12 protein-coding genes are annotated in these 14086 nt (G+C 39.3%); 9 read left to right on the plus strand and 3 right to left on the minus strand.

Features of this window, described 5'->3' with window-relative positions; genetic code table 11:
* Positions 1-447: 447 nt before the first annotated feature.
* Positions 448-1635 carry an MFS transporter gene (locus tag MKY17_RS12160; RefSeq protein ID WP_098371916.1) on the minus strand — a complete coding sequence of 396 codons (1188 nt, stop codon included), beginning with the start codon at positions 1633-1635 and terminating at the stop codon, positions 448-450.
* 121 nt (positions 1636-1756) lie between these two features.
* Between MKY17_RS12160 and MKY17_RS12165 the strand changes: the two genes are divergently transcribed.
* The 8 genes from MKY17_RS12165 to MKY17_RS12200 all read left to right on the plus strand — a co-directional run bounded on the left by MKY17_RS12165 (position 1757) and on the right by MKY17_RS12200 (position 10878).
* Positions 1757-2203 (plus strand): MarR family transcriptional regulator, encoded by a 447-nt coding sequence (locus tag MKY17_RS12165; RefSeq protein WP_098371917.1) that lies wholly within the window; start codon positions 1757-1759, stop codon positions 2201-2203.
* Positions 2204-2516: 313 nt separating this feature from the next.
* The gene (locus MKY17_RS12170; protein WP_098371918.1) at positions 2517-4106 is read left to right on the plus strand and encodes a long-chain-fatty-acid--CoA ligase; all 1590 of its coding nucleotides are present in this window, start codon (positions 2517-2519) and stop codon (positions 4104-4106) included.
* Between the two features lie 702 nt (positions 4107-4808).
* Positions 4809-5912, plus strand: a complete 1104-nt coding sequence (locus MKY17_RS12175) for an amidohydrolase/deacetylase family metallohydrolase (RefSeq protein WP_098372015.1) — start codon at positions 4809-4811, stop codon at positions 5910-5912.
* Complete coding sequence (locus tag MKY17_RS12180; protein WP_098371919.1) at positions 5890-6999, plus strand: DgaE family pyridoxal phosphate-dependent ammonia lyase; 1110 nt, start codon at positions 5890-5892, stop codon at positions 6997-6999. The genes MKY17_RS12175 and MKY17_RS12180 overlap by 23 nt, the downstream gene beginning before the upstream one ends.
* Positions 6996-7751 carry a KDGP aldolase family protein gene (locus tag MKY17_RS12185; protein ID WP_098371920.1) on the plus strand — a complete coding sequence of 252 codons (756 nt, stop codon included), beginning with the start codon at positions 6996-6998 and terminating at the stop codon, positions 7749-7751. Before MKY17_RS12180 ends, MKY17_RS12185 begins: the two co-directional genes overlap by 4 nt.
* On the plus strand, positions 7744-8757 hold the full coding sequence (locus tag MKY17_RS12190; RefSeq protein ID WP_098372016.1) for a sugar kinase: 1014 nt from the start codon (positions 7744-7746) through the stop codon (positions 8755-8757). Before MKY17_RS12185 ends, MKY17_RS12190 begins: the two co-directional genes overlap by 8 nt.
* Positions 8758-8774: 17 nt before the next feature.
* The gene (locus MKY17_RS12195; protein WP_098371921.1) at positions 8775-9497 is read left to right on the plus strand and encodes a GntR family transcriptional regulator; all 723 of its coding nucleotides are present in this window, start codon (positions 8775-8777) and stop codon (positions 9495-9497) included.
* Between the two features lie 55 nt (positions 9498-9552).
* On the plus strand, positions 9553-10878 hold the full coding sequence (locus MKY17_RS12200; RefSeq protein ID WP_098371922.1) for a gluconate:H+ symporter: 1326 nt from the start codon (positions 9553-9555) through the stop codon (positions 10876-10878).
* 198 nt (positions 10879-11076) lie between these two features.
* Here the strand turns inward: MKY17_RS12200 and yppF are convergent, their stop codons facing one another.
* Both yppF and MKY17_RS12210 read right to left on the minus strand, forming a co-directional pair.
* Positions 11077-11259, minus strand: coding sequence for a YppF family protein (gene yppF / locus MKY17_RS12205; protein ID WP_081112928.1), 183 nt, complete (start codon positions 11257-11259; stop codon positions 11077-11079).
* A 323-nt stretch (positions 11260-11582) separates the two neighbouring features.
* Entirely contained in the window at positions 11583-12872 is a 1290-nt protein-coding gene (locus tag MKY17_RS12210) for an MFS transporter (protein ID WP_098371923.1), read from the minus strand.
* Positions 12873-13589: 717 nt separating this feature from the next.
* On the opposite strand from MKY17_RS12210, the gene MKY17_RS12215 reads away from it, so the two are divergent.
* Positions 13590-13847, plus strand: coding sequence for a hypothetical protein (locus tag MKY17_RS12215; RefSeq protein WP_098371924.1), 258 nt, complete (start codon positions 13590-13592; stop codon positions 13845-13847).
* Positions 13848-14086 lie beyond the last annotated feature (239 nt).

The raw sequence follows: 14086 nt of genomic DNA on the forward strand, positions 1-14086 counted from the left end.
ATTACACAAGATTATTGAGAGGTTTACGCATAGAATTGGAGCGAATACTCGAGAAATTGAGTGTTTACTCGTGAATTCAAATGTTACGCAAGATTATTGAGCGGTTTACGCATAAAATTGAAGCAAATATTCGAGAGATTGGGCGTTTACTCGTGAAATAGTGCCATTTACTCGTGAATTTGGAGCAAATACTCGTGAAATTCATACATTTACTCGTGAATTTACCGCATTTATTCGTGAATTCAAATGTCACACAAGATTTTTGAGCGGTTTCCGCCTGGAATTTGGAGCTAACATTCGAGAGATTGAAGTATTTGTACGTGTGGATATACTATACTGTTTTGGAGGATTTAAATTGATATGAAAATCTTAATGAAAATCCCCGATAATAGCGACTGCTACTCGGGGGTTTCATTAAGGTAAAAACTTGAAATACCTCTTTAAGCTTTAGGATAATGCCTTTGCATGAAGAGATCGCCTTTGCCAAGCCATGGTAATCATCAAAGTAATGAATAAGAGGATAAGGCCCAACATGAACGGATAGGTAATGTGTACATCATACATCATTCCGGCAAGTGTAGGTCCGAGCACATTTCCGATGCTCATATATGCATTATTCATACCCATTGCAAAGCCCTGCTCATTTCCTGCCATCTTGGAAATCAGTGTGTTAAGAACTGGACGTAAGATGGAGGTGGAAAGGAAGATGACCAGTGAAATTAAAAAGAAAATTAGGTAACTTGAAGCAAATAGTGATAGGAGGAAACCGATGGCTGCAACACTGATAAAGATATTCAGCACATTCACTTCCCCGAAACGCTGTACAATCCGGTCGACGACAAACAGTTGTACAATTACACTGACGATACCGGTGGCTGTAACCATGAAGGCGATGTCCTTAGGGCTTGAATTGAATTGATTATCAAGATAAAGACCAATGACAGATTCATATGCCATTAAGCCAAAGCTCATTACAAGAGTAATGATGAGTGGGATGAAATAGGGCATTTTCACGGATAAGGCAATCTTCCGAACCATCGTTTCGGTTTTTGCATCCATGGCTTGAGTAACCTGTGCCGTTTCGCTTTCTTTTAAAACAAAAATCGAAAATACCACAGCTGATAGGGATACCAGTGCAGAAATCAAAAAGGGAAACTTCAAGCCAAAGTCAGCTAAAAAACCTCCAATTCCTGGACCGACTACAATTCCCAGTGACATGGCGGCAGATACTAAACTATTGCCTTTAGCGCGTTGATCAAATGTGGTGATATCGGCTACATAAGCAAAAATTGCGGGTATAAGCAAAGCTGCCCCGATCCCGCCAATGATGCGAGAAGCATATAATAACCAAATGGAATTGACTGCATAAAAAATAAACATGGATAATGTCAAACCGACCAATCCATAAATAATCATTTTTCTGCGCCCGAATTGGTCAGTCCATTTTCCGGCAATTGGTGAGAAGATAAGTTGTGCACCTGCGAAAATGGCAATCATTAGGCCAGCGGCGGTTCCTCCTTGATTAATGGAGGCCAGGTATGCTGGTAAAATGGGAATGATGATACCGAAACTTCCTATTGCTATAAACATATTGATCATGAGGATAATGATCTTTTTGCGTTGTTCTGCTGACATGGACAGCCTCTCTCTCTCTTTAAAAATCAATAACCAATTTAATTCGCATGGTTAATTTTTTGATACGTTAATTATGTTATAGTTTTAGATAGATAGTGTCAATAAGAAAGGATTGTCAAACATGCATTCAAGTGAATTGTATAATTTACATCTAGAAATCAAGGAACTAAGCAGCCTCTCACAGGAATTGGTGGAACCTTTATTGGTTAAATATGATTTAACTTCTGTACAGTATCGCGCATTGCAATTAATTGTCTTGACTGAATCCATAGCGGTAAAAGATGTTTCGAATCATTTAAAAATCAAACCTGCAGCAGGAACTGCACTAATTGACCGGCTTGAACGGAAGAAGTTGATTGAGAGGGTACACAGTGAGGATGATCGGCGGTTCGTTTTTATCCAATCCACCGAAAGTGGAAGTAAAACCTATCATTCCATAAATAAGTGTTTTGCCAAAATCTTTCGTGACTTTTATAGCGTCCTAAATGAAGAGGAAACGCAACGGCTCAAACAAATCGTTGGGAAACTGACCGAACATGCATCGTCTTGCATAGAGAATAAAATATAGTCTTCCTGACGTGTATAGTTTCCATTATAATAGAAAGAAGAAAGACTAAAGCAGTGAATTCCACTGTTTTTAGGAGGTCAATTATCAGAATAATTAAAAAATATCCGAATTAGTCATTCCCCTGAGTATAACGGTTAGATTTATTCAATGATTCTTTAAATGATGTAAGAAATCCATTAAAGAAGATATGACTTTTGGAAAATGAATATGTATCAAAAAGGTTAAGAAGTTTTTTTCTCAATGACTCATCATGGCGAACCAGGCAGAGGAAGTGTGCTGTAAGCAGAGAATCACAAAAGAAGGAGATGGTAAAATGTTTTCCCCATTAACCCCAATGGATTGGAAGCGCAGGGCCGTAAAATATTATCCTCATAAAGTGGCAGTCATCGATGAAGAGAAAGAGTTTACATACAAGGAATTCGGGCAGCGGATAGATCAACTTTCCAAAGCACTGTATTCTTCGGGAATTGAAAAAGGCGACCATATTGCAGTAATGTTGCCAAATACGCATTATATGTTGGAATGTTTTTATGGCATTTGTCAAATGGGAGCGGTAATGGTTCCTTTGAATTATAGACTTGCTGCAGAGGATTTGGAATATATCATCAAGCATAGCGATTCAAAAATGTTGATTGTCGATGAAGAATTCACCGCTCCGATCGAAAAGATCATTACTAGACTTTCATTGGAAAAAATCATTATCGTGCCTGTTGAAGGACATGAAACCACTTTACCTGGAATAGACTATGAAAATTTCATTTTATATGCAATTGATGAAGCACTGCCAGAGGTTATAATCGATGAAAATCAACTTTTGACTATAAATTATACGAGTGGAACGACTTCAAAACCAAAAGGGGTAATGTTAACCCATCGCGGGAATTACATGAACGCAGCTAATTTCATTTATCACCTTGGAGTGAATCATGACGATGTATACTTACATACCCTGCCGATGTTTCATGCTAATGGCTGGGGAGGTGTATGGTCGGTAACGGCTACTGGCGGGACTCATGTATGTTTAAGGAAAGTCGATCCTCCTCTTATCCTAAAATTATTCGCCCATCATAATATTACATTATTATGTGGGGCACCTACTGTCGTCAATATGCTAGTGAATGATCCTAAAGCAAAAGAAACAAATATCAAAGTGCGCCCAAGGATGGCAACAGCAGGTGCACCTCCAGCAGCAGCGCTTATACAAAAGGCACAAGAAATCCTTGGTTTGAATATGATTCACGTATATGGATTAACAGAAACTTCACCTTTCATCCTATATAACGAGTGGAAGGATGAGTTTGAGGCTAAATCGGCGGACGAACAAGCAATAATAAAGGCAAGACAAGGGATTGAATTGGTTTTCAATGGGGAAACGATGGTAGTCAATCAAGATGGGAAAGAAGTCGCTTGGGATGGAAAGGAACTGGGGGAAATCATTACTCGCGGCAATGTTGTAATGGAAGGATATTATAAGGATCCGGAAAAGACGGCCGAAGCAATTAGGGATGGCTGGTTTCATACAGGGGATCTGGCGGTGACCTACCCTGATGGATATATTGAAATACAGGACAGGGCTAAGGATTTAATCATTTCCGGGGGAGAAAATATTTCTTCTACAGAGGTGGAAGGGGTATTGTATAAACATCCAGATGTTTTGGAGGCGGCGGTCATTGCCATCCCAGACGATAAGTGGGGAGAAACGCCTAAGGCAATCATTGTGCTGCACCCCAATGCGGAAGTGACAGAAAATGAGATCATTACCTTTTGCCGCTCTAAAATGGCTCACTTTAAAGCACCGACAACAGTTGAATTCGTAGAGTCTTTACCGAAAACGGCAACAGGTAAGCTACAAAAATACCGTTTAAGGGAAATCCATTGGAAAGGATCGAAAAAGGTAAATTAAAGGCTTGCATTATAGGAACAGTTGTCAAAAAAAGTTAATATCGAATAAAGTACGGCAAATAAAAGACCAAGAATGCTTTTAAAATAGCATCCTTGGTCTTTATTATTATGGAAAGCACCAGATCCTCTGTATTACTGGGAACCAGGTAGAGTAATTAACGAGGGTCCCAATGAAAGGTTTGACTTAGTGCAATATATATTCGTTATTTTAGATAAACTTGTTTTTTTACCATTAGCATAGACTGATACATGATAAGCGTATTTTACCGGAAAAATAAGCTGCTATTAAACTATTAGGGCTGCCAGCGGGTGTGATGCCAGTGCAGTATAAGTTTCAAAACAGTGATGATTGTACTTATCTCAATAAAGTTCTCTTTAAAAGTATTATTTCTGGATAATTAGAGTAGAGACTTACATCAATCGTTATTTTGTAACAATTCGTAAAGAATAGACGGTAAATTTAAAAAAACCTAAATGAGATCACGCTATAAGGAAGAAACTAATAAGCACATAGAAAAATAAGTGATAATCCATTAAAAATTCTGTAAATTTAAATCAAACATTATAACGTTATATTGATTAGTTCAACAAAATATGATAATCTATTTTTGTAAAGAGAAATGAAATGAATTCTTACACAATTCAGTGTAACCGTATACAAAGTACTTGCAATCGATAGGATGTACCGAAAAGGATGAGGGAAATGACAGATACGTTAGTTCTGAAGAATGTAAAGATATTAGAGGGAAATGCAGCAGATATCATACTGGAAAATGGGATGATTAAAGAAATCGCACTTCCAGGAACTGCAACAGGGGATAAGATAATAGATTATGATCAAAAAGTTTTTGTTTCCAGCGGATGGATTGATATACATGTACATGCTTTCCCGGAATTCGATCCTTATGGTGATGAGGTCGATGAGATTGGATATAAAACGGGTGTAACAACGGTCATTGATGCGGGAAGCACGGGGGCAGATAGGATATCTGATCTCGTTAACAGCTGTGAAAATTCCAAAACGAATGTTTTCGCCTTTCTGAATATTTCGCGGATTGGCCTGAAAAGGATTGATGAGTTATCGGATATTTCATGGCTGGACGAAGGGGAATTAAGGAAGGCAATTTCCAAGTACGGGGATTTTGTCGTTGGACTTAAAGCGAGAATAAGTAAAAGCGTGGTTGGTCCAAATGGTGTCGAACCATTAAAAATCGCTAGGAAGTTCTCGGCTGAAACTGGTTTACCATTAATGGTCCATATCGGTTCAGGGCCGCCTGATATTAAAGAAGTCCTTGAATTACTTGAGGAAAAGGATATTATTACACATTTCTTAAATGGTAAAGCGAATAATTTATTTGATGAAAGAGAAGAGCCGCTGCCTGAGTTCAGTAAGGCGATTGAACGTGGTGTTCATTTGGATGTAGGTCATGGAACGGCAAGTTTTTCTTTTAAAACTGCAGAAATGGCGAAAAAGCGGGGAATACACTTCAATACGATCAGTACGGATATATATCGGAAAAACAGAGAGAATGGGCCAGTTTTTAATATGGCAAATGTGCTTACAAAATTTTTGTATCTGGGTTATCCATTAAAGGAAGTAATAGATGCCGTTACGGTCAATGCAGCAGCTTGGTTGCATAAACCCGAGCTTGGCAGGATTTCAGCTGGGGATATTGCGAACTTGACCTTATTCTCGATCAAGAATGAGCCGACCCTTTTAATGGATTCCGAAGGAGAAAAAAGGATGGCAGAAAAAAGAGTTGTCGTAAAAGGAGTGGTTATAAATGGAGAATTCATTGAATGCTAAATACGGTTTGAAAAGAGTCATAAATGCAAGCGGAAGAATGAGTATATTGGGGGTTTCTGCCCCAACTGACACAGTGATGGACGCGATGAAAAAAGGTGGGCAAAATTATGTTGAAATTTCTGATTTAGTCGATAAGTCAGGCCAGCATATAGCGAATTTGCTTCATTCTGAAGCAGCTGTCGTCGTAAACTCAGCATCAAGTGGAATTGCGCTTTCAGTAGCGGCGATCGTTACTGAAGGAAATAGAAGGAAAAGCGAAAGGCTTCATCAAGATCTCATTCAAAAAAATGAAATCATCATGCTTAAAGGCCATAACGTTCAGTATGGTGCACCGGTTGAAACCATGATTTATCTTGGTGGCGGAAAATTGGTTGAAGTTGGTTATGCAAACGAAGGGAAGGCAGAACATATTGCGGATGCCATAAATGAAAATACTTCTGCCATTTTATACGTGAAATCGCATCATGCTGTTCAGAAAAATATGATATCGGTCGAAGAAGCATGGGAAGTGGCCAAAACGAATAATATCCCTCTGATTGTCGATGCAGCAGCGGAGGAGGATTTGGAAAAATATGTACAATTCTCCGACTTGGCCATTTATAGTGGATCAAAAGCCATTGAAGGACCCACATCTGGTATCGTTGCTGGCAGAAAAAAATATATCGAATGGGTAAAGGTTCAATTGCACTGTATCGGAAGGAGCATGAAGGTTGGAAAGGAAACTACCTTTGGGCTGCTTCAGGCATTGGATGAGTATTTCGTCAAGACGGATAATAGCGAAAAAGAAAAAGCTAGTTTACAAGTTCTCACATCACTTGAATCCATTGAGGGCGTAAAAGTAACGATAGTTCAGGATGAAGCCGGCCGTGCCATATATAGAGCACGTATTTCCATTGATCCTTTAATAACGGAAACAACGGCGAAGGAAGTGAACGAGCAGCTCAGAAATGGAGATATCGCCATTTACACACGTGATTATGGGATACGGCAAGGCTTTTTCGATATAGATCCGCGTCCATTGCAAGGTGATGATATACATGTCATTGAAGCACAATTAAGAACCATATTAGGAGGAAAACAGGGATGACAAACATAAACAAACGGTTATTGAATGATCGTGTAGCCTTAAATGTACTGGCAAATAGTGTAGAAAATGCAGTGGAAGTCTTTGAAGCAGCGGAAGGCCATGTATTGGTTGGTGTACTCTCAAAGGATTATCCAACTGTGGAAGCTGGTGTTATAGCAATGAAAGAATACGGGGAAGCCATTGATGAGGCCGTTTCTATAGGATTGGGCGCGGGCGATAATAGACAGGCAGCGGTTGTCGCAGAAATAGCAAAATACTATCCAGGCAGTCATATTAACCAGGTTTTTCCTGCTGTTGGTGCTACGAGGGCCAATTTAGGTGAGAAGGACAGCTGGATAAATTCACTTATTTCTCCAACTGGGAAAGTAGGTTACGTGAATATATCCACTGGTCCAGTAAGTGCAGGTGCAAGTGAAACTGCCATTGTGCCTATCAAAGCTGCCATTGCCCTGGTTCGCGATATGGGAGGAAATGCTCTGAAATATTTCCCGATGAAAGGCCTGAAGCATGAAGATGAATATCGTGCTGTGGCAAAAGCTTGTGGTGAAGAGGGATTTGCTTTGGAACCAACAGGTGGAATCGATTTAAATAATTTCGAGACTATACTAGAAATCGCATTAGAAGCAAAAGTGCCTAAAGTCATTCCCCATGTATATTCTTCCATCATCGATGAAGAGACTGGAAAAACGAATGGGGAGGATGTACGGAAATTATTAGCCATAACTAAAAAATTGGTTGAAAAATATGCTTAAAAGGATTGTGGCATTCGGGGAAGTAATGATGCGTTTGCAGGTACCAGGGCATGAATTGCTATCACAGGCCAATACTCTGCAATACTCCTTTTCAGGCACGGGGGTAAACGTTGCTTCTGCGATGACAAAGCTAGGACATGAGGGGAATCTTGTGACAAAGTTACCGGATAACCCCCTTGGGGATTCCGCGATTTCATCTTTGCAGCGATTAGGAATTGGAAGGAACTTCATCTCTAGAGGTGGCAAATACTTGGGGATGTATTTTTTGGAAAATGGTTTTGGACAGCGGGCGAGCCGTGTCACATATTCCAATCGATTGGAAAGCAGTTTTAATACAGCCTCCTTATCCGATTATGACATGGATATGATTTCGGAAAGTACGGATATCATCCATTTTTGCGGAATCACGCTTGCAATGGCGGAAAATGTACGGGAAAGTATGAAGGTGCTGGCTAGAAAAGTCAAAGAAAAAGGCGGTACAGTCTGTTTCGATTGCAACTACCGCCCCTCTTTATGGGAGGGAGGTTATGCTGACGCAAAGCCTCATTATGAAGAAATGCTTTCTTTGGCTGATATCGTCATGATGAATGAGAAAGACGCCCTATATATTTTAGGAATGAAGTCTGAAGGTTCCACAAGGGAAGAACAGCTAATCGAGTTGATCCCTGAGGTGGCAAAGAAATTCAATATTCAGTCGATAGCAGGGACACATCGTTCAATCAACAGTGATAATAGCCATACGTTGAGGGGGTATATATACAAGGAAGAAACATTTTACTTTTCCGATATCCTATCATTTTCCGTATATGATAGAATAGGTTCAGGCGATGCTTACACCAGCGGAATCTTACATGGAGAATTACTGGGATATACCCCTGAAAAGACAGTTCGGTTTGCGGCTGTTTCAGGAATGCTGGCATGTACTGTCGTTGGAGATACTCCTTTGGCAACCGAAAAGGAGATACTCTCGGCAATGGAAGGTAAAATGGAAGATATTAAGAGATAAAAGGCAGGAGATTAGGAATGAATGTGAACAGAAAAAATGGACCGATGTATTTGCAGATAAAAGAAATATTAAAGGATCGTATTTTACATGGGGTTTATGCCATTGACACAAACATTCCCTCTGAGCCTCTTTTGGAAGAAGAATTTAACGTAAGTAAGGTCACTGTCCGTAATGCAATCAAAGAACTCGTGCAAGAGGGGTATGTTGAAAAGAAAAGCGGCAAGGGCACTAGGGTCATAGCTAATGGTGCGATTGTCAAACTTTCCAAAGGAAAGCGTTTCACAGAGCTGTTGGTGGAGGAAGGGCACTCCATTTTAAAAAAGGTGTTAAACATAAGTCATATTGACCTTTCTTCAGACTCTAAGCTGCATTCTCTATTTGGTGACCATTGCATAAGTATCGAACGGATATATTTATTGGACAATGAACCTTATATTTACTTTACACATTATGTTTCACTCGATATGAACGAAGAAGATATGAAAGAGGTCCAGATCAATTCTTTGTACCGCTTTTTGGAAGATCAAAACGTCAAACTTGAAACATTCAGAGATGAGTTTGCCGTTGCTATCGCTCCGGATCACATTTGCGAAACACTGAAAATCGAAAACAATAGTCCTGTACTAAAAAGGATTCGGATTTCCAGTGATGGGGACGGAAATGTTATGGAATACAGTGAAGGGTATTACAACACGGCTAAACAGAACTACATTGTGACATATAATGAGCCGGTACAATAATTCAATTATTGTATTGGTTTGATTGTAAGCGATTTCAATAGGGTGGGGAGAACATATGGATCTATATTTATTAGGAATCACGCTGATAGCTATCGTAATTGTTATTTTGGGGGTATCATGGTGGAAATGGCATGCATTCATTAGCTTGACTGTAGCCAGTTTATTTTTAGCGGTTTTTTCTGGACTGCCGATGGACAAGATTGTAGGAGCATATGAAACGGGTGTCGGAGCGGTCCTTGGTCACCTTATTGGAATATTGGCTTTAGGGACCATCTTAGGAAAAATGATGTCCGACTCTGGAGCCGGTATGCAGGTTGCTGACTTTTTCATTAATAAATTTGGCGTGAAGAACCTGCCATGGGCCATGCTTTTATCTGGTTTCATCATAGGCATTCCGGTATTTTTTGAGGTTGGTTTAGTAATATTGCTGCCTTTGGTCATTTCCATTCGGAAATCAACTAAAGTGAACATCTTGTTAATTGGTATTCCAGTACTTGCTGGTTTATCGATCGTACATGGGTTGGTACCTCCGCATCCGGGAGCCATGACAGCTATTGGGATCTATAATGCAAACATGGGACACGTACTTCTGTACTCATTGATCATCGCATTCCCGACTGCTGTAATTGCCGGACCTCTATTCGCAAAATGGGTTCAAAAACGGGTTATTCCTGTTGGTGAACCGGAATTGATCCGGGTGGTAACAAAGTCAAGTGGATTACCAGGGACAGGAGTTTCGTTCTTCATCATCCTTTTGCCTGTATTGTTGATGGTTTTAACTGTATTGGCGCCTTATTTGCCGCTACCGGGTTCCATTGAAAAATTCTTATTGTTTATCGGAAGTCCGGTGATTGCCCTATTAATCTCCTGTTTTGCTGCTTACTATTTCTTGGGCTACAGACAGGGAATGGACAAATCGCTAATTAAAAAGTTGACGGAAGAATGCTTATTGCCATTAGCCTCCATAATCCTTATTATCGGTGCTGGTGGAGGATTCAAGCAAATTTTAATTGATAGTGGCGTAGGGACTGCAATTGCTTCCATGTCTGAAGAAATTTCTTTATCACCGATCATTCTTGCATTCCTAGTGGCCGGATTGATTCGGATTGCCACGGGTTCTGCAACCGTCGCTTTGACCACGGCAGCAGGAATCGTTTCACCGGTCGTTGCCAATATGACAGGTGTAAATCTAGAATTACTCGTTATTGCCACTGGCGCAGGATCACTTATGTTTTCCCATGTTAATGACGCCGGTTTCTGGTTAGTAAAAGAATATATGGGACTAACCGTTAAAGAAACATTCAAAACATGGACAGTCATGGAAACCTTACTTTCCTTCGTGGCATTCGGTTTGGTTTTAATTTTGGATATATTCATTTAGTAAATAAAGGGTCTGAATAAGGGCATTTACCTCCTTGATCTGTTTTGGGGTGACAGATCAAGGAGGCTTTTATTTAGTTTTGAACATGTTGGGGAGGGAGTAAATGACTGGCTTAGTTCTTAAAGATAGGTCGATGGGAAATCAGAAACAAAAGTCATTCAGAATAGGAAGTAGTATGACAGTGACAAGGGTGTAGTTTCATCCGGAAGACGTTTGTTTTGCTCCTCTAAGATATAAGTCCTGACAGAGACTTCTATATTGAAAGATTGACAGCTTCCCGTTTACATATTCATTCTGAATATAATCCAGTAATTCATTGGCATGGTTAGGCTTTTGACGTTTTTCCTGAATATAATGGAGGATTAAAACTTCTATATTCACACACTCACCTTACTTGACAAGTATTTTTTTCCATTAACAATATAACATGGTAATTCAAAAAAATATCATTTTTAGAATATTTTAACTATCGACATATTTATACAAATAAAAGGAATGATTCGGGCTAGGGCTGGAAAATTGATAAAATATTATCGGGATATGCAAAAAATAGAGCGATACCTACTGGTATGGACTCTTTCTAACTTTTATTCTACCGTGTTGTTTTTAAGTCGGCTCAAGAAAAAACCCTTGAAATTCAAGGGTTGGATAGTTCATCAAAGTGATAAAAAATGTTGGCGCTGATTTTACATGGGGCTTCAGCTTCATGCTTGTATCTTTTGTACAGGTATAGGTGATAAACGCAGCTCTGCGGCCTCTCTCTTAATGGAGAATAAATAAGCTGCCAAACCTAATATGGCTGTAAAAATCAGCATGGCGATCGATGAACTGAAATCCCCGCCAGACAAGTCACGAAGCCATCCCATGATATAGCTCGAAAAGCCGCCCATGATATTCGTGAATCCAATTAGACCAGCGGCCCGTCCTGCCGTTTCAGGTGTTGAGTATTTTACCATGAGCATATTACTTAAATGGAACACACCGCCTTGACATCCCATTGCCAGTCCCATACATAGTCCGGCTAAAATAGGATTGGGGATGAAAATCGCTACAGTCAGAAAGACTGCCGTCAATGAAAATAGAATCGTGGCCATCAAACTTGGACGTCTGGTTTTGTCAGCCAGAAAACCGCATGCCAAGACAAATCCTAAAGCGAATAGCCAGGAAAGAGAAGTAATACTCGACATTCCTTCCTTTTCGAATCCTTTTGCTTCAATGAGGTATGTAGGAAGCCAAATGCTGATACCGAAAAATAAGAAGGAGCATACAAGCATGCCAAACCAAACAATCCAGAAACGATAATCTTGGGCGAAACTCTTATTCTCGGAGGCAGCGGTTTCTTTCACTTCATCATCCGTTTGGCGAATGAAAGCCAATTCCTCCTTACTTATACGGGGGTGCTCTTCTGGTGTATTTCGTGTCATAAAGATGAACATCGGGATATTTATAAATAAGTTGAACGCTGCAAGCATAAAGAAAGCTGCTTGCCAGTGGAGTAAAGATATCACGAGCACCAAAACAACGGCTCCCATTGCCGGACCTAAATAGTTACCAGTAAGCCATGATGCCTGGGCCCTCCCCAATTCGCGTTTATTAAACCAGTTAGAAATGAATTTGCCGGAAACCGGAATCATCATCCCCTCACCAAAACCAAGAATGATCCTGCTTATTAAAAACATTTCATATGAATTTGCCAGGCCTGACATAATCATCGTGAGTGTCCAAACGAATAAACCGGCAATGGCTGTTTTTCGGGCACCTAATTTATCAATGATGAAGCCCCAAAAAAGATTGGAAACTCCATAGGCAATGGTGAATACAAAAGATAGAAGACCGATCTTTGCATTTTTGTCATCGCCTGTCATACCGAGTGCATGCAAGAATTCAGGATCTGTTTGAATGATGGAAATGCCAACCTTATCAATTTGTCCGAAAAACCAAAAGAAAAAAATTGGAACGGCAATATACAACCATCTTTTTTGCCCATTTAACATAATACCATCTCCTTGTCGCTTTTTAGCATTCCTTAAAACACTTACCATTGAGAATAAGTGAATTACGGGTTTTCCCTTTAGAAAGGTACTAGTTTTGATTGTTCATTTTAGAGCTTTCCCGCCTTTCTTTATAATTTTGATAGATAAAAAGTCACGGAAATGTTTTGTAAGGAAAACAAAGTTTTACTTTCTTAACGATAAATTAAAATAATTTGATTGTCAATTTAATATTTCGACTATTTTATATCTTTAGAATAAATAGATTTATAAGCGCTTTCATATTGAATAGAACTCCATTGCACCCTTTTGTACTTTCTTTGAGATATATTTAATCAAATGAGTGGAAGGACCTCTATCACGGACTTAAAAATGGAAGCATTTAATCTTTTGTGTCAAAAAAACAAATTATTATCAAATTATCAAAAATTCTGACTTATTGATATTGAATTTAAAATCAGGAAAATCTATAATTCATTTATATTGTTTTGTATATGAAATACTTAATATGGAAAAAAACATGATTTGGCATAAAATATCGATGTATTATAATTCTTTATTTGTTTTCATTTGTAATATTGGTTATATTTGGTTGAATCGATCTTTTCTATCGATACGTCAATTAAGCTAGGCCTTCCAAATAGTTTTATATATGTAAATATGCTTTAATTGACACATATACACTATTCTATTTAAACATGAAGAATAAGGGTAGAAGGAATGCCAATTAGAAGAATGCTCGATTCATTATCTGAAAAAAGGAAAGTAAAAGCGCTTGTTATCCTGCAGTGTTTGGGAAACAAGGAGATAGCAGCTCGGTCTTTCGATTGGCTCGGCTATGCTCTCGATTCTACTGGCCGTTTTCCGGAAGTGGTGAAAGCGTTGATCATATCTGATGCGACACGTTGGGCAGCTGTTGTTAGTATGGAAGAAAGTGAACGGAAATTTCTGAATAGATTACATTCCATCGAAACGTAAATCAGATGAACTTGCAAATCAGAGGCAGTGCACTACTGGCGCCCATGTTTCTGTCTAGTAAGGAAGCGAAACGGATCTGGCCGCAAATACTTCCGTCAGGATACCGGTCATTTTCTTTCTCTTTATCAAGTTTAAACCAAGTGGACATCCTATCTTCATTATCTGTTCCGCCTTTGATCTTGTGTGGTGAACAGATAGTGAGTCAAAAATTTTTTGGACATTGATTCCTAATTCCGAGT

Origin of the sequence: Peribacillus sp. FSL P2-0133 (genome assembly GCF_037975445.1) — a bacterium.
GTDB lineage: Bacteria > Bacillota > Bacilli > Bacillales > DSM-1321 > Peribacillus > Peribacillus simplex_E.

Excerpts from the sequence above, each read along its gene's own strand:
- MKY17_RS12190 (WP_098372016.1), top strand. The coding sequence starts at position 7,744 with ATGCTTAAAAGGATTGTGGCATTCGGGGAAGTAATGATGCGTTTGCAG.
- MKY17_RS12195 (WP_098371921.1), top strand. The coding sequence starts at position 8,775 with ATGAATGTGAACAGAAAAAATGGACCGATGTATTTGCAGATAAAAGAA.
- MKY17_RS12160 (WP_098371916.1), bottom strand. The coding sequence starts at position 1,635 with ATGTCAGCAGAACAACGCAAAAAGATCATTATCCTCATGATCAATATG.
- MKY17_RS12185 (WP_098371920.1), top strand. The coding sequence starts at position 6,996 with ATGACAAACATAAACAAACGGTTATTGAATGATCGTGTAGCCTTAAAT.
- MKY17_RS12175 (WP_098372015.1), top strand. The coding sequence starts at position 4,809 with ATGACAGATACGTTAGTTCTGAAGAATGTAAAGATATTAGAGGGAAAT.
- MKY17_RS12165 (WP_098371917.1), top strand. The coding sequence starts at position 1,757 with ATGCATTCAAGTGAATTGTATAATTTACATCTAGAAATCAAGGAACTA.
- MKY17_RS12210 (WP_098371923.1), bottom strand. The coding sequence starts at position 12,872 with ATGTTAAATGGGCAAAAAAGATGGTTGTATATTGCCGTTCCAATTTTT.
- MKY17_RS12215 (WP_098371924.1), top strand. The coding sequence starts at position 13,590 with ATGCCAATTAGAAGAATGCTCGATTCATTATCTGAAAAAAGGAAAGTA.
- MKY17_RS12180 (WP_098371919.1), top strand. The coding sequence starts at position 5,890 with ATGGAGAATTCATTGAATGCTAAATACGGTTTGAAAAGAGTCATAAAT.
- MKY17_RS12200 (WP_098371922.1), top strand. The coding sequence starts at position 9,553 with ATGGATCTATATTTATTAGGAATCACGCTGATAGCTATCGTAATTGTT.
- MKY17_RS12170 (WP_098371918.1), top strand. The coding sequence starts at position 2,517 with ATGTTTTCCCCATTAACCCCAATGGATTGGAAGCGCAGGGCCGTAAAA.